The sequence below is a fragment of the Paractinoplanes globisporus DSM 43857 genome, from assembly GCF_000379645.1.
GTDB classification, from domain to species: Bacteria; Actinomycetota; Actinomycetes; order Mycobacteriales; family Micromonosporaceae; genus Actinoplanes; species Actinoplanes globisporus.
The window spans coordinates 14507-35195 of the sequence record NZ_KB903316.1 but is presented as its reverse complement, the minus strand read 5'-3'; the positions used below and the strand labels follow the sequence as shown (position 1 = coordinate 35195).

Sequence of the window (20689 nt, the reverse complement as noted above, 5' to 3'; positions counted from 1 at the left end):
GTAGGGCACACCGTGGCCCAGTTCATCTACGTCCTGGAGAAGGCGCGCAAAGCGCACGGCGACAAGGTCGTGCTCGACAATGTGACGCTGAACTTCCTGCCGGGAGCCAAGATCGGTGTGGTCGGCCCGAACGGCGCCGGTAAGTCCAGCCTTCTCCGAATCATGGCCGGCATCGACAACGTCAGCAACGGCGAGGCCCGGCTCATGCCCGGGTACACCGTCGGCATGCTGGCTCAGGAGCCACCGCTCAACGACGCCAAGACCGTCCTCGGCAACATCGAGGAGGCGGTCGCCGAGACCAAGTCGAAGCTCGAGCGGTTCAACAAGATCGCCGAGCAGATGGCGACCGACTACTCCGACGAGCTGATGGAGGAGATGGGCAAGCTCCAGGAGGAGCTCGACCACGCCGACGCGTGGGACATCGACTCGCAGCTCGAGCTGGCGATGGACGCGCTGCGCTGCCCGCCGCCGGACGCGGACGTCGCCCAGCTCTCCGGTGGTGAGCGCCGCCGGGTCGCGCTGTGCAAGCTGCTGCTCGAGGCGCCCGACCTGCTGCTGCTCGACGAGCCCACCAACCACCTGGACGCCGAGAGCGTGCAGTGGCTGGAGCAGCACCTCGCCAAGTACGCCGGCACCGTCATCGCCATCACGCACGACCGGTACTTCCTGGACAACGTGGCCAACTGGATCCTCGAGCTGGACCGCGGCCGGACGTACCCGTACGAGGGCAACTACTCGACCTATCTCGACAAGAAGGCGCAGCGCCTCGCGGTCGAGGGCCGCAAGGACGCCAAGCTCAAGCGGCGCCTCACCGAGGAGCTCGAGTGGGTGCGGTCCAACGCCAAGGCTCGCCAGACCAAGAGCAAGGCCCGCCTCGACCGGTACGAGGAGATGGCGACCGAGGCCGAGAAGACTCGCAAGCTCGACTTCGAGGAGATTCAGATCCCGCCGGGCCCGCGCCTGGGCAACACGGTGATCGAGACGAAGGACCTGACCAAGGGCTTCGACGGGCGCACGCTCATCGACCACCTGTCGTTCTCGCTCCCGCGCAACGGCATCGTCGGCATCATCGGCCCGAACGGCGTCGGAAAGACCACGCTGTTCAAGACCATCGTCGGGCTCGAGCAGCCCGATTCGGGCATTGTTCGCGTCGGCGAGACCGTCCAGCTGTCGTACGTCGACCAGAGCCGTGAGGGACTGCAGGGCAGCCAGACGGTGTGGGAGGTCGTCTCCGACGGTCTCGACCACCTGATGGTCGGCAAGGTCGAGATGCCGTCCCGGGCGTACGTGGCGGCGTTCGGCTTCAAGGGCCCCGACCAGCAGAAACCGGTCAAGGTCCTCTCCGGCGGCGAGCGCAACCGGCTCAACCTCGCGCTGACGCTGAAGATCGGCGGCAACGTGATCCTGCTCGACGAGCCGACAAACGACCTCGACGTCGAGACGCTTTCCAGCCTCGAGAACGCGCTGCTCGAGTTCCCGGGCTGCGCCGTGGTCATCTCCCACGACCGGATGTTCCTCGACCGGGTCGCGACCCACATGCTCGCGTGGGAGGGCACGGACGAGGACCCCGACAAATGGTTCTGGTTCGAGGGCAACTACGAGGCGTACGAGAAGAACAAGATCGACCGCCTCGGAGCGGAGGCGGCCCGCCCGCACCGGGTCACCTACCGCAAGCTCACCCGTGACTGACAAGTTCGTCTACGACGCGTCCGTGCGCTGGTCCGACATGGACGCGTACGGGCACGTCAACAACGCGCGCTTCCTCACGCTGTACGAGGAGGCGCGCGTTGCCATGTTCTTCGTCGGTGCGCGCGAGCACGGCCTCGGCACGTTCGAGGAGGGCATCGTCATCGCCCGGCACGAGATCGACTACCTCCGCCCGGTCGACTACGGCGAGGCCGTACGCATCGAAATGTGGATCTCGGAGCTGCGGGCGGCGTCGTTCACGGTCGCCTACGAGCTGTTCGACGACGGGGCGCTCGCCAGCCGGGCCAAATCGAAATGCGTGCCGTACAACCTGGCCAACGGGCATCCGCGCCGGCTCACCCCGGAAGAGCGCGAGTTCCTCCAGCCCTATCTGGCCGCATGAGCACGCACGGCCTGACCGGCGTTCCCGACGCCGGGGCCTTTCTGGCCCGGTTGACCCGGCTCGACCCGGGCGCGCCGGTGCGGCTGCGCGGCGCCGCCGGCCGTACGGCGTTGTGGGCGCGGCTGCCGTGGGACGTGCTGGTCACCCGCGAGGTGGCCGGTCGCGGGCCGGACGACGCCACGGTCTCGGCGGCCGAGCTGCTCGCCGTGCTGGCCGAGGGCGGCGATCGGCTGCCGTCCCGCAAGGACGCCCAGTGGCGCTGGCCGTTGCCGCCGGCCGCGAGCGAGACTGTCGAGACGGTCTCGGCGACCGAGCTGACCCGTCTGGCCGCCGCAGCGGCCGGCACCCTGCGCGAGGTGTCGGCGGGTGGCCTTTCCGGACGCGCGGTGGGCCAGCGGGCCGTACGCGATGCCTTGCTCGATCATGTGGCGCTCGTCGTGACGCCGCCCGAGGGGGAGCCCGTCGAGGTGTCCCAGCGACTCGTTCAGGCGATCTCCCGAATGGGTTTCCTCGGTCCGGAGGGCGCGGACGTGCCGGATACTCGAGTACGCGTCGCCGGTCGCTGGGTGGCGCTTTCGGCACCATATGGAGTCGCCTGGCTACAGACTGTCAGGAATTTGACCGTTTTCCCTATAGGTGGTCACCCGAAAGGGTGATGCCGCATCGTACGTCTGGTCGCGCCCTCCCGTTGGGGGGATGACCTCCGCGACCTGTACGGGTACCGTCGGCCCTCGGATCCACTCGCTACGTCCGGCGGTGGGTCTGCTGGGGAGTGAGGTGCGCAACGATGCCGTGGTGGTCATGGCGTCCGGGTTCGGCTGCGGGCAACCCGCCGGATGCCGACGGCGATTCGGCGGTGCGGAGCACCGTGCGGGTCGGAGTTCCGGCTCAGCGCGAGCCGAGCCGGGTGGTGGTTCCGGCCGACGCGACCAAGTCCGACGAGTCCGAGCAGATCTCGCAGGTGACGCTCGCGCGCATCGGCAAGGCGCTCGACATCCTCGACATCCGGTTCCTGGCCGACGGCGGCGGCAGCCTGCTCGCGATGTGGGAGCGGCACGCCGTGCTGTTCACCCTCGAGGGACCCGACGACGAGATCCTGGTGATGCGTGCCCGGCCGCACTCGACGGTGCCGCCGGACTGGGCCGACCGGGCCTACCGCGTGGTCAACGAGTGGAACCACACCCGCCGCTTCTGCAAGGCCTACGTGGGTGACCCGACCGAGCGGGGACAGCTGCCGATCTACGCCGAGCTGCAGGTGCCCCTGGCCGCGGGCGCCCACGACGCCCTCCTGGTCGAGATGCTCGACTGCGGCGCCGCCGTGGCCACGTCCTTCGTCGACTGGCTCCACGACGAGGGAGCCCTGCTGTAACTCTGGCTCCGCTTCGCTCCGCAGGCGATCGCTCCTCATCGGCGGGGCGATCGCGGACAGTCCCCGAACACCGTGCTCGCAGAAATATGGGCGATTACAGCGGGAACATGCCGACCCGGCCGTGGTACTCGTGGCCGAGCTGGTCGGTGTCGCTGCCGACGAACAGGCCGCGTGACGTCACCACGAAGACGCGCACGCCCACGCCGCGGGAGCGGGTCGGATTCCAGGACAGCGCACGCCCGGTGGTCGGGCTGACCGCGCCGATGCCCGGGCGGGAGACGGCGCCGGGGCCGGGACCCTTCGCGTCGGTGCCGTACGGGTTGTCGAAGTAGCGCTGGTGCCCGCCCAGGTAGACGGCGGTGCCGGTGACGGCAACGGCGTACAGCGAATCCCCGCCGGTGCGCTGCACCCAGGTCGGGTTGTGCCGGCCCGAACCGGCGGTCTCGAAGCGGGCGGCCGAGTCGCACAGCCGGTCGGGAGCGGACGCCCGGCCGGTCGCGGCGACCACGAAGTACGACCCGTCCGGCGAGAACTTGACCTGCCGCAGGTAGGTGTCGAAGCCCTTCATGCACTGCGGCTTGTACGCGTCGGTGTACCAGTTGGTCAGCGCCGCGGTCGGGCCGGAGATATCGAACATGGCCAGCTGCGTGCGGTCGTAGCCGCCGGACTTGAGCAGCGCCCCGATCGCGACCAGCTTGCGGCCGTCGGGGGAGATGTCGAAGTGCTCGACCCGGGTGCGGCTCAGGCCGGGCGCGGTCAGCCGGGCGTCGAAGCCGGTGTCGACCGCGCCGGTCGTCGCGTTCATCCGGGCGAGCGCGTCCCGGTTCACGCCGTTGATCGCCGAGAAGGTGCCGCCGGCGTACAGATAATTGCCGCGCGCCGCCAGCACCCGGACGTCTCCCCAATTGATCTTCGCGCCGAAGGACGAGACCCGCTGGCCGGTCAGGGACAGCCGGGTGAGTCCGCGCTGCGAGCCGCCGTCGACCGTCTTGAACGCCCCGCCGGCGTAGACCGTGTCGCCGGCGCCGGCCGCGAGCGCGTAGACCGCGCCGTCGACGTCGGGCGCGAACGGGCGGATCGACCCGTCGTTCAGGTCGAAGGCGAAGATGTTCTTCCGGGCGTACGTGTTCCGGCGGCTGCTGTCGGCGACCTTGGTGAAGGCGCCGCCGACCACGACGGTGTCGCCGACCACGGTCATCGTCCAGACGGTGCCGTCCAGCACGTGCGGGGTCCAGTCGACCGGGTTGGCCGAGACGATCGTGGACTGGGCCAGGTCGGCCTGGGCCGGATGCGCGCACGCGATTGCGGCTGCGACGAGTACGGCGGCGGCGAGCAGGCGGCGGCGCATGCGGTCTCCCCAGACGGATGATCGACGAGTTGTCATCCGCACCAACGAGCCACCGGGTGGGTGGGAAACGTCTATTCCATGCTGTTGACCATGAAATAGGCGGCCCGCTCCAGGTAGTCCCACAGCGCCGTCTGGTGCGGCTCGTCCAGTCCGAGCGAGTCGACCGCGTCGCGCATGTGCTTGAGCCAGGCGTCGCGGGCGGCCGGGTTGACCACGAACGGCGCGTGCCGCATCCGCAGGCGGGGGTGGCCGCGGGTCGCCGAGTAGGTGTTCGGGCCGCCCCAGTACTGCATCAGGAACAGGGTCAGGCGGTCGGCGGCCGGCGCGAGGTCGTCCTCGGGGTACATCGGCCGCAGCAGCGGGTCGGCGGCGACGCCCTCGTAGAACCGGTTGACGAGCTTGCGGAAAGTGGGCTCGCCGCCGATCGCGTCGTAGAAGGTGGGCTCGTCCGTCACCACTCCATCCTGCCAGCCGCCGCGGCGGCCGGCGGTGGCGGTCAGGGCCGCTCGGGTGTGACGCTCGTCGTCGCCGCGTGGTGCGGCTTGTACGGCTTCGAGGCGGCGGTGGTCTCGCCGGGCGTCGTGGCCGCGTGGTGCGGCTGGTAGACGTGGGTCTCGACCGGCACCGCGGGCGCCGGCACGGACGGCGGGATCGTGGCCGCCGCCTCGGCGATCGCCGCCTCGAACTCCCGGCTGCTCGGCCAGCGGGCGACGAGCGCCAGCATCACCACCACGCCCCCGATGCTCCACGCCCCGACCACCAGCGGCAGCCAGAACCGGTCGGCGAGCAGGCCGCCGGCGATCACGCCGGCGAACTGGCTCAGCTGCATGCCGGTCTGCACCACGCCGTACGCCCGGGCGCGGTAGCCGTGCGGGATCATCAGCACGAACATGCCGTTCAGCGTCGGCGACAGCCCGCCGACGGCGGCGCCGGAGAGCGCCACCAGCAGGGCCACCACGGACGGCGGCGGGTCGAGGATCGCCGGCACCAGCACGAGCGGGGCGAGCACCGCGAACGGGCGGATCAGCCGGTTGCGCCGGGCCGGCCCGGCCAGCCGCGTGGTGAGCAGCCCGCCGACGACGAAGCCGATCGGCGAGGCCGCCATGATCAGGCCCTGGTCGAGCCCGCGCGCGGCCGGGTCGGTGCTGTCGAGGGCGGCCCAGGCCGCGGCCAGGCCCTCGGGCACGATGATGATCATCCCGGTGAGGCAGATCAGCACGACGATCGCGCGCAGTACCCGGCGGCCGAAGACCAGCCGGACACCCTCGGCCGACTCGTGCAGCAGGTCGGTGCGCTGCGACCGGGCCTGTGCCGCCGGCCGGGGCCGGACGCCGCCCGCGATGAAGGCAGCGGAGAGGACGAAGGTCACCGCGTCGACGGCGAGCGCCAGCTGCGGGCTGATCGCCGTCGCTATCGTGGCGCCGGCCATGTAGCCGAAGACCTGGGCGGCCTGGGTGGTGGTCTGGTTGATCGCGATCGCGGTCGGCAGCTTGTCCCGGCCGACCAGGTGGGGCAGCAGGGCCGAGCGCGCCGACTGGGTGGGCGGGGCGCCGAGGCTGCTCAGGAAGACCAGCAGCACCATGGCGGCGATCGGCAGGTGCGGCACGAGCAGCAGCAGGATCGGGACAGTGCGGAGAAGATCACAAGCAATGAGCACGCGGCGGTACGGATACCGCTCGGCGAGGGCGGAGAGCAGCGTCCCGCCGATGATCCAGGGGAGAAAGCTGACGCCGAAGGCGGCCGCGGACAGCAGCACCGAGTCGCTCTGCTGATAGACCAGGAGCGTGACCGCGGCCTTGGCGAGGTAGTCCCCGACCCAGTTGACGAGCAGCGACGAGTAGATGGCGCGGTACTCGCGGAGGGCAAAAACGTCCCGGAATGTGACCGGACGATCGCTCTCCGTCACCGCGTCGGGCGTGTTCGCCGTCCGGGCGGGTTCCTCGGACACCAGTCCTCCATCGATCTCGGCGCTCGCCGGGTCACGACGATTGGCCGGGCACGCCCGCGGGTGAGCCCGGCGGGAACGTGATGCCGCAAGTGCAGATGCTCTAGCGGATTCTGCCCGATCGTCCGAGTCGATGCTAGGGCGTACGACCGAATTGTCGGCCATACGGTGGAGGCCCGATATCCCCCGGAAGAACTAATCCCAGCTCAACCAGCGCCGTCCTCCCGCTGATCCGGTTCGGAAGGTTGCATAAATGCCGGAGGCACCGCGGAGCGTGGCATCAATCGAGAAGCAGCGATGCGTTCGGAGAGTCCGGCCAGCTCCAGCGCCTCGGTGAGCGCGCGGCGAAGTTCGCGCTGGAGGATCGGCTGTCCCTCCGCGGTGGTCTTGGCGATCGTCCGGATCACCGCGCCGTCCACGGTCAGCTGCTCGACGCCGACCACGTCCGGCGGCTCGATGAACTCGTTCTGGTGCTCGGGCGACTCGGCGACCGTCTCGGCCGCGGTCTTGAGCACGCCGATCGCCTCCTCCGAGTTGATGAAGCCGATCGGGATGTCGATGACGACCAGCGCCCAGCCCTGGCTCTTGTTGCCGACCCGGACGATTTCGCCGTTGCGGATGTACCAGAGCACGCCGCGCATGTCACGCACCGTGGTGATGCGCAGGCCGACCGTCTCCACGACGCCGACCGCCTCGCCGAGGTCGACGGTGTCGCCCACGCCGTACTGGTCCTCGAGCAGCATGAACAGGCCGGCGATCAGGTCCTTGACCAGGCTCTGGGCGCCGAAGCCGAGGGCCACGCCGACGATGCCGGCGCTGGCCAGCAGGGGACCGAGGTTGAAGCCGAGCTCGCCGAAGACCAGCAGCGACGCCATCGTGAAGACCACGGCCGTCACGAAGCTGCGCAGCACCGAGCCGATCGCCTCGGCCCGCTGGCGCCGCCGCTCGGGGATGAACTGCCCCTCCTCGGCGGTCTGCGCGGTCCGCTCCTTGAGCGGCTTGAGCAGCGCCGGCATCGAGGCCCGGGTGGTGCTGTTGGTCAGTCGCTTGATCGAGCGGTGCAGCAGCCAGCGGATCACGATCGCGGCCAGGATGATCCCGATGATCCGCAGCGGCTTCGTGATGATCCAGTAGCTGGAGTTGGCCAGCCACTGGTTGCCCGTCCACTCGTAGACCCGGCTGCACACCACGTCGGTGTTGCAGATCTTCGTGACGTCGATCGTGGTGTACACGTCGGGCGACGGTGACGGTGACGGAGTAGCAGGTGCGAGATGTAGCACGGGGAGCCACCGTACCGGGCGAACCTGGGGCGGCTTTCAGGTGTCACACAGCGGGCAGACCTCAGACGTTTACCGGCCCGCCACGGATTGCGCTCGCAATTTGGTCATCCATCAGGGACTATTGGCGCACGGACCACGGACACCGACGAACCGGGAGCGGTTGCAAGCACCTACCGGAGGGTGATCACGATGCCTGACATACGACCCACAGTGGGCTCATCCGCGTTAGTTCTGAACGCCACGTACGAGCCGCTGTGCGTCGTATCAGTGCGTCGAGCGACGATTCTCGTGCTGACCGCCAAGGCCGAGTGCGTCTCCGACGGGGATGGCATCCTGCACAGCGCCTACCAGAACCTCCCGGTTCCGTCGGTGGTGCGCCTCACCCGGTACGTGAAGGTGCCGTACCGCACCCATGTCGGCCTCTCCCGCCGCGCGATCTTCGCCCGGGACGGCGGCCGGTGCGCCTACTGCCGCGGCTCCGCCGAGACGATCGACCACGTGTTCCCCCGCAGCCGCGGCGGCCTGCACGCCTGGGAGAACGTCGTGGCCGCCTGCGCCAAGTGCAACCACAGCAAGGGCGACAAGACCCCGGCCGAGCTCGGGTGGCGGCTGCATGCCATACCGCAAGCGCCACGCGGGGTGGCCTGGCGCGTGCTCGGTCACCGCACGCCAGACCCGCGTTGGGCAGACTGGCTCGACCTCCCGGCCGCCCCGGCAGCATCTGCCGAGGCGGCCTAAATGTTTCTTACGCCTTGCGCGAGTCGACGAGCGAGGCGAAAACGATGATGTTGTCGGAGTAGCCGGTTTTGCCGCCGACCCAGTCGCCGCCGCAGGTCATCAGGCGCAGTGACGGGCGGCTGTAGTCGCCGTACACCCGGGCGATCGGCAGTTTGCCCTTGTTGAAGTGCTCGACCGAGTTGACCTCGAAGACCGCCACCGAGTGGTCGGCCCGCAGCACCTCGACCTTCTGCCCCGGCTTCAGCTTGGCCAGGTTGTAGAAGACCGACGGCCCGGTCCTCGTGTCGGCGTGCCCCACGATCAGCGCCGGGCCGAACTGGCCGGGCGTCGGACCGCCGTCGAACCAGCCGGCCTCGTCGTGCCGGCGCAACGGCGGAACCCCGACCGAGCCGTCCGTGGCCAGCCCCACGTCGAGGATCGGTGCCTCCACCTTGATCGACGGGATGGTCAGCCGTTCCGGGCGGCTCGGGTCGAGCACCGGGAACGAGCGCGGCGGCGGCTCGTCGGCCGCTTTGCGGTCGAACAGGTTGGGCAGGTCGATGTTGATCGCCGCCCCGATCCCCATGGCCACCACGAACAGGCCGAGGAAGAGCAGGGCGAGCGCGATCAGCCCGATCGGGTACGGCTTCTTGCCCCGGGTCGGGCGCGGCGGGTCCTTGGGCTTCGGCCGGGGGTGGGGCGCCCGAAAAGGGTGGCGACCCGGCGCGGCCGGCGTGGGCGGCAGCGGGCCGGTGATGGTCCCCGGCGGCGGCGCGACAATCTGGGCCGGCCGCTTGCGCAGCACCGACTCGGGCATGCGCGGGCCGCTCATCGGCGTCGGTCGGCGAGCCACGACGGGCCTCAGCCGAGACGCCGGCGTCGCAGGGTCATGATGCCCAGGGCTAAACCGGCGCCGATGATCGCGAGCCCGGTGCCGATCAGCATCGGCGCGTACCGCTCGGGGGCGGTGCCGCCCCCGCCGGTGGCCGGACCCTGCGCCGGTTCCACCTTGGCCACCACGTGCAGGGTGCCCGTGGCCGAACTGGCGTTCTTGTCGCCGGGGCAGTGCAGGTCGACCTCGTAGTCGTCGGGCTTCACGCCGCCCGGCACTCGCACGGTCGCGGTGAGCAGGCCGTACTGCGGGTTGAGGGTGACCGTTCCGAAGATCGACGACGTGGCGGTCGCCGCCTTGAGGTTGTCGTCACAGGAGGCGCGCAGCCCGACGTCGTCACCGACCGGGACGGTGCTCGGGTTCAGCTCGATGTACACGGTCGCGGCGCGTGCCGGCGACGGGCCGAGGAACAGGACGAACAGGCCCACGAACAGCGCCGCCAGGGTGGCGGGGACAGACCGGCGCATGAGATCCCCCTCCTGCCGTCCGCGTGCACGAGGGCACGAACGGCGCGTGAGGGTGATTTTCGCATCTCGACGCCATTCCCGCGTAGATCCCGACGGCGTGAGAAGCGTAGATCCCGACAGTGTTGGAAACCGGGTTCACGACCCGACCGTCCGGGGCGTCCCGGTCTCCGCTACCGTGACTGTTGTTCGGATCAAATGGAACGCTGGCGCCTGGGGGCGTTGAGGTTGTCGATATCAAACACCGTATTGGTCTTCCTGGTCATTCCGGCGGCCATCATCCTCGTGGTGGCGTCGCTCGTGTTCGCGGGCAGCGACCGCACCCGGCGGACCAAGCGCTACCGCCCGGGCCGGCCGTACGACTTCCAGCCGATCTGGTTCCTGGCCTCGCCGGAACAGGTCCACGGGACGGCCGTCGGCGCCGGCGACCACCACGCCCGGGCGATCGAAGCCCCCGTGCTCGAGGACAGCACCGGCCACCGAGTTCTCCCCGGCCCTGTAGGAGGCGCAAGTGACAGCTGGTGAGGTTGCCCTGGCCCACGAGCACGCGGCGGACCCCAACCCGGTCGCCGACGGCCCCTTCACGACCCGCCAGCTGCTGCGCCTCGACGAGGCACTGCGGGTGGCCGACCAGCAGACCGGCCTGACGTTCAGCGTCTTCATCGGCGAGCTGGAGACCCCGAGCCGCGAGTACGCGGAGAAGCTGCACAAGGAGATCGACGACGCCGACCACGCCGTCCTCCTCGCGGTCTCGCCCAACCAGCGCAAGCTGGAGATCGTCACCGGCAACGAGGCGCGCAAGCGCATCTCCGACCGGGACGCGAAACTGGCCGGCCTGTCGATGGCCGCGGCGTTCGCGGGCGGCGACCTGGCCGGCGGCATCCTTTCCGGCATCGACCAGCTGGCCTCGCACGCCGGTCGGCACTGACGTAAACCACCCAAAAGGCTCTCACCCGTCGGGGGTGAGAGCCTTTTGTCATATGCGAAAAACACCGGAAACGCGGCGGTAACAACGCTGTGTAGGTAGGCTGGCAACCCCCAGTGATGGAGGTGGTCCGCTTGGTGATGACGAGTCAAGTGGCGAGCCTGCCGCCCCGGTGGAGCGCACCGGACGGCGTCTGGACCGAGCCCGATCTTCACCTTTTCCCGCCCGACGGCCATCGGTACGAGATCGTCGACGGCTGTCTGCACGCGGCGCCCCCGCCGCCGGAATCGCACGAGGCCGTGGTGCGTGCCGTGGTGACCACGCTGCGCTCAGCGGCGCCGCCCGGCTGGTGGGTCTGCGACCGGCTGGGGATCGCCATAAACGGCGGAACCAGCGGCGAGAGCAACCTGGTGCCCGACGTCACCGTCCTGCGGCCGCGCTCGTCCGGCGCGATCTGGAGCGACCCGGCCGACGTGGCGCTCGTCGTCGAGGTGGAGACCCCGGCGACCCGCCGCTACGACCGCATCCTCAAGCCCTCGCTGTACGCGGAGGCCGGCATCCACGCGTTCTGGCGGGTCGAGCCGGGCCGCGCCACCCCGCTGCTGCGTACGTACATCCTCAGCGGCTCAAGGTATCGCTCCGAGCACAGCCTCGAGGGCGCCGAGCCGGTCAAGCTCGACGCCCCCTACCCGGTCCGGATAGCCCCGGCGGCCTGGATCTAATCGGCGGCCGCGAGGTCGCGGGCCCTGGCCTTCAGGGCCCGCACCACGCCGTCGCGCCCCTCGGCGACCAGGCGGCGCAGCGACGCCGGCTGACCGTCGCGGGCCAGCCACGCGTCGGTGAGCGCGATCGTCTGCTCGCTGATCTGGTAGACGGGGTAGCCGTACATCACGAACTCCTGCGCGGGCTCGCTGTCCGAGCGCGCCCACACGTCGCCGACGACCTCGAAGAACTTCTCCGCGTACGGCGCGGTGAGCGCCACCTGCTTGACGCTCTGGAAGCCGGTCAGCAGCGACCGGTTGAGCCAGTTCGGCAGCCCGGCCTCGCCGGTCAGCTCGGCCCAGACCGTCGCCTTGTTCTCCGCCGTGGGGATGAGCGCCCGGGCCACCGCCGCCTCCCGCTCGCCGCTGGCCGTGCGGTCGGTGGCCAGTTCCTCCTCGATCTCGTCGAGCGAGGAGGCGCCGAGCGAGGCCAGCGACTGCAGCAGCGCCCAGCGCAGCTCGGTGTCGACGACCAGGCCCTCGGGCACGTCCTCGCCGGAGAGCCAGGAGCGCAGCACGGCTTGCTCGTCGGGGGTGCGTGCCGCGCTGACGAACGACCGCGCCCAGCTCAGCTGCCAGCCGCTGCCGGGCTCGGCGGTCGCCAGCGCGCCGCGGGACAGCTCGGCGAGCTTGGCCCAGCCGGTCGCCTGCCAGGCCGGGTCGGCGTACTGCGCGACCGCGCTCGCGGCCTGCCGCAGCGTCCAGGTGGTGAGGTTGATGTCGGTCTCGCGGGGGAGGCCCGAGCAGACCAGTGTCACGTAGTCGCGGGCGGCGAGCTCGGCGTCGCGCAGCATGTCCCACGCCGCGTTCCACACCAGGGCGCGGGCCAGCGACGACTGGATCCCAGCGATGTGGTTGACCACGGTGGCCATCGACCGCTCGTCGAGCCGCAGCTTGGTGTACGACAGGTCGTCGTCGTTGAGCAGCAGCACGTCCGCGGCGGGGACCCCGGTCAGCGCCGGGATCTCGGTGCGCTCGCCGGTCACGTCCAGCTCGAGCAGGTCGCGGCGCACGAGCCGGTCGCCCTGCAGGTCGTAGAGGCCGACCCCGATCCGGTGCGTGCGCAGCGTCGGGTAATCGGCCGGCGCCTCCTGCTTCACGATGACGCTCGAGTACGTCCCGTCGGCGCCGATCTCGACGATCGGGCGCAGCGTGTTGACCTGCGCGGTCTCCAGCCACTGGGCGGCGAACTTGCGCAGTTCGCGGCCGGACGCCGCCTCGAGCTCGGTGAGCAGGTCGTCGAAGGTGGCGTTGCCCCAGGCGTGCTTCGCGAAGTACGACCGCAGGCCGGTGAGGAAGGAGTCCAGCCCCACGTACGCGACGAGCTGCTTGATCACGCCGGCGCCCTTGGCGTACGTGATGCCGTCGAAGTTGACCTCGACCGCCTCGAGGTCGGGCATCTCCGTGTACACCGGATGGGTCGAGGAGAGCTGGTCCTGGCGGTAGCCCCAGCTCTTGCGGACCGACAGGAAGGTCGTCCACGCGTCGGTGAAGCGGGTGGCCTGCGAGTTGCACCAGTGGCTCGCCCACTCGGCGAACGACTCGTTCAGCCACAGGTCGTTCCACCAGCGCATGGTGACCAGGTCGCCGAACCACATGTGCGCGAGCTCGTGCAGGATCGTGTTCGCCCGCTGCTCGTACTCGAAGTCGGTGACCTGCGACCGGAAGATGTAGTGCGCCTCGGCGTGGGTCACGCAGCCGAAGTTCTCCATGGCGCCGGCGTTGAAGTCGGGCACCCACAGCTGGTCGTACTTGGGCAGCGGGTACCGCACGCCGAACTGCTCGTGGAAGAAGTCGAAGCCCTGGGTGGTGACCAGGTGGAGATCGTCCGCGTCCAGGTACGAGGCCATGGACGCGCGGCAGAAGTACCCCATGTCGATGCCGTCGTGGGAGAACCGCACCTCGTGGTACGGCCCCGTGCAGATCGCGCCGATGTAGGTGCTCATCTTGGGCGAGGTCTGGAAGTGCACGGTCTTGGCGCCCACGCCGGCCGGCTCCTCCCGCTCGACCGGCATGTTCGAGATGGCCTTCCAGTGTTTCGGCACCGTGGCCCGCCAGGTGAACACGCTCTTGAGGTCGGGCTGGTCGAAGCACGCGAACACCCGCTGCGCGTCGGCCGTCTCGAACTGGCTGTAGAGATAGATCTCCTTGTCCACCGGGTCGAGGCTGCGCTGCAGGCCCTGGCCGCTCGCCGAGTACGCGAAGTCGGCGTCCACGATCAGCTCGTTCTCGGCGGCGAGGCCGGTCAGCGTGAGGCCCTTCTCGGCGGAGAACCCGCCCAGATCGAGCGGAGACCCGTTCAGCGTGGCCGAGCGCACCGAGGCCGCCGCGGTCTCGATGAAGGTCTCGGCGCCGGGCTCGGCGCAGCGGAAGGTGACGACCGTGGTGGAGCGGAAGGTGCCGTCGCCCGGATTGCCATGCCCGTCGGTCAGATCCAACGTGATGTCGTATCCGGTCACCTCGAGCAGGCGGGCGCGATCGGCGGCCTCCACCTGGGTCAAGTTTCGAACTCCGGCCACAGCCACTCTCCTTAAGAGCGCACGAGCTTTTCCCTGCCAGCCTAAGCGGCGGCCGGGTGGCGCACCTCACCCGGAGGACCTGCGGCCAAATTAGGGCGAGAAAGTCGGAATCGCACCACCCTCCGGGAGTGCCGGTCGTTGGATGGGGTAACGGAGACCGACATGAACGAGCGGAGACGGACAGATGGCCGATACGGAGGCGATCGCGTCCTCGACGATCGCCGTGCAGCGCGCCGACTGGGTGGGCCTCGCGCCCGAGATGGCCGCGATGGTGGCACCTCCCGTGATCGTCTCGGCGACGCCGGTCGGCCGTCCGCTCGGGGCGTGGCGAAAAGCACAGTTAGCCAGGTCACGCGGGAACATGCCGGTGACCCGGCACCAGCGGGCGACCAGGTAGGTTGCGCCCCATGACGGTCGTGCATCCGATCAGCCGGGCCTGGCTCACCAAGGGCTCCACCGGCGCGCAGAACTACGACGAGTTCGCCGACGACGCCGAAATCACCGCCATCATCGCCGCCAACTCGCACAGCGCTCTCGCCGTCGAGATGCCGCACCTGGCGCCCGAGACCGTGGGCAAGTCCTTCGCCGACTCCCTCCCCGACGCGGTGGCCCGGCTCGCGCTGGAGCGCGCCGAGGGCAGCTACGTCCCGGCCGAGCACGTCGTCGTGCTCTACCGGATCACCGCGCCCGGCGAGCCCGCCGCGTACGGCCTGTGGAGCATGATCGACACCGATCAGATCTCCGCGAGCGCCGACGAGGCCGGCCTGGTCATTCGCAACGAGGAAGTCTTCATCGAGAAGGTGCGCGAGCGGGTGGCCCTGGCCGGCGCCCTCGGGACGCTGCTCTCTCCCGTGCTCCTGCTGCAGACCGCCAAGGGCGACGAGCTGCACGCGGCCCTGGCCGCCGCCACCGACGCGGCCGGCGAGCCCGCCGCCACCGACGTCGACCAGTCCGGCCGCACCCACGCCATCTGGCCGGTCGGCCCCGGCGCGCTGCAGGACGAGCTGACCGCGCTGGCCGGCGGCGGCGAGCTCGTGGTCGCCGACGGCAACCACCGCAGCCTCGCCGCGCAGACCGGCCGGCTCCCGCGCTTCCTCGCCGTGGTCACCACGCCCGGGTCGGTCGCCATCCAGCCCTACAACCGCCTGGTCAGCGAGGTGCCGCTGCCGCTCGACGAGCTGCTGCGGCGGCTGCGCGAGCGCGGCGCCACGGTCACCGAGCTGCCCCGCCCGGCCGGCATCCCGCCGAAGGGAACGGTCGAGCTCTACCTGGCCGGCCGCACGTTCGCCGTGGGCCTGCCCGCCGACCCCAACCTGCCGACCGTGGAGAACCTCGACCACGCGCTGGTGGAGCGGGTACTCCTCGGTGACGTCCTGGGTCTCGACCCCGGCGACAAGCGCATCGCCTACATCGGTGGCGATTACCCCGCGGCCTGGCTGCGCGGCGAGGTCGACGCCGCCCACGCCGAGCTGGCCGTGCTGATCGCTCCGGTCACGGTCGACGACTTCGTCAAGGTCAACCTGGAACGGCAGAAGCTGCCCCGCAAGAGCACCTGGTTCACCCCCAAGGCCCGCGGCGGCCTCGTCCTCTCGCAGCTCGACTGATGCTGAACCCCCAGGTCACGGCCGCGGCGAAGATCCGCCGCCGCCCTCCGGCCGACGTGCTCGCCGCCGACCCGTACGAGCAGGTGAAGTTCGCTCGTCAGGCGATGGAGGACGCGACCGACGCCGAGTGCGGCCCCGCCATCCCGCTGCCGGTGGTCGTCGACGTCGACGCGCACGGCGTGCCGTGCCGGCTCTACGCGACCCGCCCCGACGCCCCGCTCTTCGTCTACCTGCACGGCGGCGGCTGGGCGTACGGCAGCATCGAGACCTTCGACCGGACGTGCCGCCGGATCGCCGACCGCTCGGGTTGCGCCGTCCTGTCGGTCGGGTACCGGCTGGCGCCCGAGCACGTCTTCCCGGCCGCGCTGGACGACGCCGAGACCGTTCTGTCGTACGTCCGCAAGGCCGATCTCGGTGTGGACGTGTCCCGCCTGGCCATCGGCGGCGACAGCGCGGGCGCCCAGCTGGCCACGATCGCCGCGAGGCGGCAGCGCGACGCCGGCACCCCGCTGGACCACCAAGTCCTGATTTATCCGGCGCTGGATCCGATGACCGCCTCGCCGTCGTACGACGAAGTGGGTGAATACGGCCTGGACCGGGCCGCGATGAAGCTGGCCTGGGAAACCTTCATCCCCGACCCGCTCCAGCGGCTGAGTCCCGACGCCGCCATCTTCGCGACGCCCGACCTGTCCGGAATGCCGCCGACGCTGATCATCACGGCCGAGTACGACGCGCTCCGCGACGAGGGCGCCGACTACGCGGACGCCCTGCTCGCGGCCGGCGTTCCCGTGGTGCACACCCGCTACATGGGCGTCAACCACGGCTTCGCGCGCAAGCTGGCTCTGATCGACGCCGCGCGCGCCGCGACCGACCAAGTCGCGTCCTCGCTGCGCGCGGCTCTGACCTTCTGAGAGACTGCGACCATGCGTGTCTACCTGGGTTCGGACCACGCCGGTTACGAACTGAAGATGCACCTCGTCAACCACCTGACCAAGCAGGGCCACGACGTCGTGGACGTGGGACCGCACGTCTACGACCCGGAGGACGACTACCCGGCCTTCTGCCTGCACACCGGGGCCAAGGTGGTCGCCGACGAGGGCTCGCTCGGCGTCGTCATCGGCGGTTCGGGCAACGGCGAGCAGATCGCCGCCAACAAGATCGACGGCGTACGCGCCGCCCTGGCCTGGCGTGTCGAGATCGCCCAGCTGGCCCGCCAGCACAACGATGCCAACGTCATCAGCATCGGGGCCCGCGAGCACACCCTCGACGAGGCCACGTCCTTCGTCGACGCCTTCCTGGCCACGCCGTTCTCCGGAAACCCGCGCCACGCCCGCCGGATCGCCCAGCTCTCGGAGTACGAGAGCGACCGCAAGCTGCCGGAATTGCCGGCTTCCTGACCGGGCTCACGTCAGCGGTTGCGTGGCAGTTCCTCACGCGGCACCCAGTTGCGCCGGACGATCGTCAGATTGCGGTCCGCGTCGGCCAGATCCTTGTCGGTCGGCCGGGCCGCGTCCCGGGCACGCAGGGCCGCACCCACGCTGACCTGGGAAGATCCGGAGCCGACCAGGCCGCGCAGGCCTCGCTCGGCCTCCCGGTCGTCGGTGGGCGATCCGTTGCCGCCGCCATTGCCGTTGCGCCGGGGCGGGACGGCCCGCGGCGGGCGCTCGGCGGGCACGGCCGGCGTCTCGTCGGCGATCGCCTCGGTGGGAGCACCGGGCGGAGGTGCCGTCCCCTCGGTAGTGGCGACGGCGGAGGCCGAGGCCGCGCGCGCGGAATCGCCCGTCAGGTGCGGCCCCGGGGACGGGACGGGGGGCGCGTCGTCGGCGGGCGGCACGGGGGCCGCCGGGGTGGACGACGAAGAGGGACGCAGGCGGCGGCGTCGGCGTTCGGGCTCGGCCATGTCGCCGACGGTACCGCCGCCCGGGTCACTCAGAACACCTCGATCGGATTCGGCAGGCGATGCCAGCCGAAGGCCGCCTCCGGAATGTTGCCGGTGAGTGGCTTGACGCGGCCCGCGGCGATCAGCGAGCCCAGGGACGTGCCGCCCAGGTAGAGGGCGCCGAGGTCGGTGATGCTCAGGGCCAGGTCGGCGGGCTCGTCGGTGCGGACGCAGGCGGCCTTGTCACGGCCGCCGGTGAGGCGCCAGCGGCCCTCGTTGGCCGGGAGCAGCGGATCGCTCACCTCGAGCACCACGTCGACCGGGGTCAGGTAGCGCCGTGCCTCCAGCGCCGACGGCAGGTCGAGGACGCGGACCCAGAGGGCTTCCTCGTACTTGCGGCCCAGCCGCCGCGGCTCGTCGACCAGGAGGTAGAGCGGCTCGTCGACGGCGGCCGTGTCGTACTCGAGGCTGCGGGCCAGGTCGATGCCGAACAGGAAGCGCCAGAGAGCCGCGTAGACCGCCGGGTCGTCGGCGGCGACCTCGGTGACGCGAACCTGGGCGTCGGGGCCGTACTCGTCCCATTTGCCCTTCACCCGCCATGTCGCGTACCCGGCGGGGCGGCCGTCGGGGCCGTCGCAGATCACGCCGTGCCGCATGGTCGCGCCGCCACGGTTGTCCTTCAGGTCGGCGAGCAGGAAGTCCCACCAGCCGCGGGGACGGCTCGACCAGCCCACCCGGCCGGCGCGCACGGTGTCGTAGATCGCGGCCAGCTCGTCCTGCGCCTTTTTCGGGTCGACCAGGCGAAGCCGCAGGTCGGCGCCCGGCGCGTCGGGCCGGATGCGCAGCTCGCGGGTCATCGCGGAGAGCGACATCGAGCCGGCGCTGGGGCCGTAGCCGAAGCGCGGGTAGATCGTGGTCTCGCTGGCCCAGAGCACCGCGATCGGCTCGCGGCCGGCCTCGGCCGTCTCGGTGAGCTGCCGGTGCATCATGGCCCGCAGCAGCCCCCGCCGCCGGTGCGACGGCGCCACGCCGACGCCGGTGACGTGCGCCGCCGGCACGACCGCGCCGGGAACGGTCAGATCACGGGTGAGCGCGAGGGTATGACCGACGATCGCCCCCGCGTCGTCGGCGACGATCGAGCGCTCCGGTTCCCAGATCGTCCGCTCGAGGGTCCGGGCCTCGTCGTCGTAGTCGTGGTGGAACACATAGCCCAGCAGGTCGACGGTCGCGTCGAAGTCCGCGGCGGTGGCCTGGCGTAGACGCACGGATTCGTCCATGCCGTTCTGTGTAACGGACTCGTCGCGTAAGAGCGAACGATTTGTCAGCTCGCTACAGTCGTGGTGGGGGCGGCAAGACGAAAACCGAGGGGGAACGATGCCTGAGCAACCGCACCGGTATGAGCGGACGCTCGACATGCCACCGCAGGACCCGTGGGCCGACCAGCCCACCGCGCCGGGCCCGGGGTTCGCCACGCAGCCCGGCCCGGCGGCGCCATCGGGCTGGGAGACGCAGCCCGGCAGCCCCGCGGCCGGCCCGAGCGGCGACGACCCGGCGCAGGCTCCGTTCATGCAGGGCCGCGCGCGGGTCAACCCGCAGGCTCACCAGCGCCAGTTCGCCGAGCACGAGCCCACCGGCGTGGGCTGGCCCGGCGCGCAGGCTCCGGCCCGCGGCATGAGCTGGAACTGGAACGAGCTGCGCCGCGGCAGCGAGTGGACGACCGCGGCCGCGCTGTTCGCCTTCGTCTGCTGGGGCATCTGGGCGCTCTCCGGCGGCGGCTCGCTCGCCACCTCGGTGATCGTCTTCATCGTCACCCTGCTCGTCGCGGTCGGCGTCTTCTGCCTGGCCCGCGTCGTGGGCTACCTGGTGCTCGAGCGCGGCCTCGGCCGGGTGCGCCGCACGGCCCGCGGTTCCCACCTGATGACCGCCCTGTTCCTGGCCGGCGTCGGCATCGCCGACCTGCAACAGACCGAGTGGGTCATGACCGCCTGGAACTGGGTGAGCGGCCAGATCAGCTGACGGGCTTGCCGCCGGTCACCCCGAGCACCTCGCCGGTGGTGTAGGAGGCGTCGTCGCTCGCGAAGTAGACGTACGCCGGCGCCACCTCGGCGGGCTGCCCGGCCCGCCCCAGCGGCGTGTCCGAGCCGAACGACGCGACCTTCTCGTCGGTCATCGTCGACGGGATCAGCGGCGTCCAGATCGGCCCGGGCGCGACCGCGTTGACCCGGATGCCCTTGTCGGCGAGGTCCTCGGCGAGCGCCTTGGTGAACGCGACGATGCCACCCTTGGTGGTGGCGTAATCGAGCAGGGCGCTCGACGACAGGTACGCCTGGATCGACGCGGTGTTGATGATCGACGAGCCGGGCCGCATGTGCGGCACCGCGGCCCGGCTGAGCCAGAACAGCGCGTACAGGTTGGTCTTCATGACCCGGTCGAACTGCTCGGTGGTGATCTCGGTGATCCCGCCCGGCACCATCATCTGGTAGGCGGCGTTGTTCACCAGGATGTCGACCCCGCCGAGCTCCCGCACGGCCAGGTCCACGATCGCCTCGCAGTGCGCCTCGTCCCGGACATCGCCCGGGACGGTCACCGCCCGGCGGCCCGCCTTCTCGACGTACGAGACGGTGTCCCGCGCGTCCGTCTCCTCCGACGGCAGGTACGACAGGAGGACGTCGGCGCCCTCCCGCGCGTACGCGATGGCCACCGCCCGCCCGATGCCGGAGTCTCCGCCCGTGATGATCGCCTTCCGCCCGGTCAGCCGGCCGGTGCCGCGGTAGCTCTCCTCGCCGTGGTCGGGCCGGTCGGGCATCGCCCGGGTCGATCCGGGCGGCCGCTGGTCGCCGCCGTCGAGTTCCGGCCCGGGGTACCTGTCGCGTGGATCGGTCATGCCTACCGGATGC

Annotated in this window: 23 protein-coding genes; 13 read left to right on the top strand and 10 right to left on the bottom strand. The window is 70.7% G+C overall.

The genetic code is table 11. The annotated features are described in order from the left end of the window. Nucleotides 1–12 precede the first annotated feature (12 nt). From ettA to A3CQ_RS0129475, 4 genes are all read left to right on the top strand, one after another. Nucleotides 13–1689, top strand: a complete 1677-nt coding sequence (gene ettA / locus A3CQ_RS0129490; RefSeq protein WP_020514553.1) for an energy-dependent translational throttle protein EttA — start codon at nt 13–15, stop codon at nt 1687–1689. After that, nucleotides 1682–2089, top strand: a complete 408-nt coding sequence (locus tag A3CQ_RS0129485; protein WP_020514552.1) for an acyl-CoA thioesterase — start codon at nt 1682–1684, stop codon at nt 2087–2089. Before ettA ends, A3CQ_RS0129485 begins: the two co-directional genes overlap by 8 nt. Further along, complete coding sequence (locus A3CQ_RS0129480) at nt 2086–2745, top strand: DUF8185 domain-containing protein (RefSeq protein WP_020514551.1); 660 nt, start codon at nt 2086–2088, stop codon at nt 2743–2745. Before A3CQ_RS0129485 ends, A3CQ_RS0129480 begins: the two co-directional genes overlap by 4 nt. Nucleotides 2746–2876: 131 nt before the next feature. Next, a complete protein-coding gene (locus tag A3CQ_RS0129475; RefSeq protein WP_026206330.1) occupies nt 2877–3458 on the top strand; it encodes a YbjN domain-containing protein in 582 nt (193 codons plus the stop codon). 94 nt (nt 3459–3552) lie between these two features. Here A3CQ_RS0129475 and A3CQ_RS0129470 read toward each other — a convergent pair whose 3' ends face one another. The 4 genes from A3CQ_RS0129470 to A3CQ_RS54470 form a co-directional block, all read right to left on the bottom strand. Continuing rightward, nucleotides 3553–4806 (bottom strand): delta-60 repeat domain-containing protein, encoded by a 1254-nt coding sequence (locus tag A3CQ_RS0129470; protein WP_020514549.1) that lies wholly within the window; start codon nt 4804–4806, stop codon nt 3553–3555. A gap of 71 nt (nt 4807–4877) precedes the next feature. Further along, the gene (locus tag A3CQ_RS0129465) at nt 4878–5264 is read right to left on the bottom strand and encodes a globin (protein WP_020514548.1); all 387 of its coding nucleotides are present in this window, start codon (nt 5262–5264) and stop codon (nt 4878–4880) included. 38 nt (nt 5265–5302) lie between these two features. After that, nucleotides 5303–6754 carry an MFS transporter gene (locus A3CQ_RS0129460; protein ID WP_020514547.1) on the bottom strand — a complete coding sequence of 484 codons (1452 nt, stop codon included), beginning with the start codon at nt 6752–6754 and terminating at the stop codon, nt 5303–5305. Between the two features lie 203 nt (nt 6755–6957). Further along, on the bottom strand, nt 6958–7983 hold the full coding sequence (locus A3CQ_RS54470) for a mechanosensitive ion channel family protein (RefSeq protein ID WP_020514546.1): 1026 nt from the start codon (nt 7981–7983) through the stop codon (nt 6958–6960). A 237-nt stretch (nt 7984–8220) separates the two neighbouring features. Here A3CQ_RS54470 and A3CQ_RS0129450 point away from each other — a divergent pair, with 237 nt between their 5' ends. Further along, the gene (locus tag A3CQ_RS0129450) at nt 8221–8769 is read left to right on the top strand and encodes an HNH endonuclease (protein ID WP_026206329.1); all 549 of its coding nucleotides are present in this window, start codon (nt 8221–8223) and stop codon (nt 8767–8769) included. A gap of 7 nt (nt 8770–8776) precedes the next feature. Here the strand turns inward: A3CQ_RS0129450 and A3CQ_RS0129445 are convergent, their stop codons facing one another. Both A3CQ_RS0129445 and A3CQ_RS0129440 read right to left on the bottom strand, forming a co-directional pair. Further along, on the bottom strand, nt 8777–9601 hold the full coding sequence (locus A3CQ_RS0129445) for a class F sortase (protein ID WP_026206328.1): 825 nt from the start codon (nt 9599–9601) through the stop codon (nt 8777–8779). 8 nt (nt 9602–9609) lie between these two features. Further along, on the bottom strand, nt 9610–10107 hold the full coding sequence (locus tag A3CQ_RS0129440) for a hypothetical protein (protein WP_020514544.1): 498 nt from the start codon (nt 10105–10107) through the stop codon (nt 9610–9612). A gap of 246 nt (nt 10108–10353) precedes the next feature. On the opposite strand from A3CQ_RS0129440, the gene ctaJ reads away from it, so the two are divergent. The 3 genes from ctaJ to A3CQ_RS0129425 all read left to right on the top strand — a co-directional run bounded on the left by ctaJ (nt 10354) and on the right by A3CQ_RS0129425 (nt 11751). Beyond that, the gene (gene ctaJ, locus A3CQ_RS0129435) at nt 10354–10629 is read left to right on the top strand and encodes an aa3-type cytochrome oxidase subunit CtaJ (RefSeq protein WP_020514543.1); all 276 of its coding nucleotides are present in this window, start codon (nt 10354–10356) and stop codon (nt 10627–10629) included. Then, nucleotides 10616–11032, top strand: coding sequence for a DUF5130 family protein (locus A3CQ_RS0129430; RefSeq protein WP_020514542.1), 417 nt, complete (start codon nt 10616–10618; stop codon nt 11030–11032). The genes ctaJ and A3CQ_RS0129430 overlap by 14 nt, the downstream gene beginning before the upstream one ends. A gap of 137 nt (nt 11033–11169) precedes the next feature. Continuing rightward, nucleotides 11170–11751, top strand: coding sequence for a Uma2 family endonuclease (locus A3CQ_RS0129425; protein WP_063713622.1), 582 nt, complete (start codon nt 11170–11172; stop codon nt 11749–11751). Here the strand turns inward: A3CQ_RS0129425 and pepN are convergent. Next, complete coding sequence (gene pepN, locus A3CQ_RS0129420) at nt 11748–14309, bottom strand: aminopeptidase N (protein WP_026206325.1); 2562 nt, start codon at nt 14307–14309, stop codon at nt 11748–11750. The two genes, A3CQ_RS0129425 and pepN, sit on opposite strands and share 4 nt — an antisense overlap. 184 nt (nt 14310–14493) lie before the next feature. Between pepN and A3CQ_RS0129415 the strand changes: the two genes are divergently transcribed. Genes A3CQ_RS0129415 through A3CQ_RS0129400 form a run of 4 tightly spaced genes read left to right on the top strand, consistent with a single transcriptional unit; the run spans nt 14494 to nt 17310 of the window. Then, nucleotides 14494–14706: a hypothetical protein gene (locus A3CQ_RS0129415; RefSeq protein WP_020514539.1), complete on the top strand. Its 213-nt coding sequence runs from the start codon at nt 14494–14496 to the stop codon at nt 14704–14706. 10 nt (nt 14707–14716) lie between these two features. Then, nucleotides 14717–15913, top strand: a complete 1197-nt coding sequence (locus A3CQ_RS0129410; RefSeq protein ID WP_020514538.1) for a DUF1015 family protein — start codon at nt 14717–14719, stop codon at nt 15911–15913. Then, nucleotides 15913–16824 carry an alpha/beta hydrolase gene (locus A3CQ_RS0129405; protein ID WP_020514537.1) on the top strand — a complete coding sequence of 304 codons (912 nt, stop codon included), beginning with the start codon at nt 15913–15915 and terminating at the stop codon, nt 16822–16824. Before A3CQ_RS0129410 ends, A3CQ_RS0129405 begins: the two co-directional genes overlap by 1 nt. Before the next feature lie 12 nt (nt 16825–16836). After that, the gene (locus A3CQ_RS0129400) at nt 16837–17310 is read left to right on the top strand and encodes a ribose-5-phosphate isomerase (protein ID WP_020514536.1); all 474 of its coding nucleotides are present in this window, start codon (nt 16837–16839) and stop codon (nt 17308–17310) included. Between the two features lie 11 nt (nt 17311–17321). Here A3CQ_RS0129400 and A3CQ_RS63080 read toward each other — a convergent pair whose 3' ends face one another. Next, nucleotides 17322–17609, bottom strand: coding sequence for a hypothetical protein (locus tag A3CQ_RS63080; RefSeq protein WP_245577372.1), 288 nt, complete (start codon nt 17607–17609; stop codon nt 17322–17324). Nucleotides 17610–17842: 233 nt separating this feature from the next. Further along, nucleotides 17843–19069, bottom strand: a complete 1227-nt coding sequence (locus A3CQ_RS0129390) for a GNAT family N-acetyltransferase (RefSeq protein ID WP_020514534.1) — start codon at nt 19067–19069, stop codon at nt 17843–17845. Nucleotides 19070–19166: 97 nt separating this feature from the next. Here A3CQ_RS0129390 and A3CQ_RS0129385 point away from each other — a divergent pair, with 97 nt between their 5' ends. Further along, complete coding sequence (locus A3CQ_RS0129385) at nt 19167–19808, top strand: hypothetical protein (protein WP_020514533.1); 642 nt, start codon at nt 19167–19169, stop codon at nt 19806–19808. On the opposite strand, the gene A3CQ_RS0129380 is transcribed toward A3CQ_RS0129385, so the two are convergent. Further along, nucleotides 19801–20676, bottom strand: coding sequence for an SDR family oxidoreductase (locus A3CQ_RS0129380; protein ID WP_020514532.1), 876 nt, complete (start codon nt 20674–20676; stop codon nt 19801–19803). The two genes, A3CQ_RS0129385 and A3CQ_RS0129380, sit on opposite strands and share 8 nt — an antisense overlap. Nucleotides 20677–20689 lie beyond the last annotated feature (13 nt).

Bases quoted from the DNA above. Each gene is read 5' to 3' on its own strand.
- A3CQ_RS0129385 (WP_020514533.1), top strand. From the start codon at position 19,167: ATGCCTGAGCAACCGCACCGGTATGAGCGGACGCTCGACATGCCACCG.
- A3CQ_RS0129405 (WP_020514537.1), top strand. From the start codon at position 15,913: ATGCTGAACCCCCAGGTCACGGCCGCGGCGAAGATCCGCCGCCGCCCT.
- A3CQ_RS0129380 (WP_020514532.1), bottom strand. From the start codon at position 20,676: ATGACCGATCCACGCGACAGGTACCCCGGGCCGGAACTCGACGGCGGC.
- A3CQ_RS0129415 (WP_020514539.1), top strand. From the start codon at position 14,494: ATGGCCGATACGGAGGCGATCGCGTCCTCGACGATCGCCGTGCAGCGC.
- A3CQ_RS0129390 (WP_020514534.1), bottom strand. From the start codon at position 19,069: ATGGACGAATCCGTGCGTCTACGCCAGGCCACCGCCGCGGACTTCGAC.
- A3CQ_RS0129450 (WP_026206329.1), top strand. From the start codon at position 8,221: ATGCCTGACATACGACCCACAGTGGGCTCATCCGCGTTAGTTCTGAAC.
- A3CQ_RS0129470 (WP_020514549.1), bottom strand. From the start codon at position 4,806: ATGCGCCGCCGCCTGCTCGCCGCCGCCGTACTCGTCGCAGCCGCAATC.
- A3CQ_RS0129400 (WP_020514536.1), top strand. From the start codon at position 16,837: ATGCGTGTCTACCTGGGTTCGGACCACGCCGGTTACGAACTGAAGATG.
- A3CQ_RS0129425 (WP_063713622.1), top strand. From the start codon at position 11,170: ATGACGAGTCAAGTGGCGAGCCTGCCGCCCCGGTGGAGCGCACCGGAC.
- A3CQ_RS0129475 (WP_026206330.1), top strand. From the start codon at position 2,877: ATGCCGTGGTGGTCATGGCGTCCGGGTTCGGCTGCGGGCAACCCGCCG.
- A3CQ_RS0129410 (WP_020514538.1), top strand. From the start codon at position 14,717: ATGACGGTCGTGCATCCGATCAGCCGGGCCTGGCTCACCAAGGGCTCC.
- A3CQ_RS0129480 (WP_020514551.1), top strand. From the start codon at position 2,086: ATGAGCACGCACGGCCTGACCGGCGTTCCCGACGCCGGGGCCTTTCTG.
- A3CQ_RS0129440 (WP_020514544.1), bottom strand. From the start codon at position 10,107: ATGCGCCGGTCTGTCCCCGCCACCCTGGCGGCGCTGTTCGTGGGCCTG.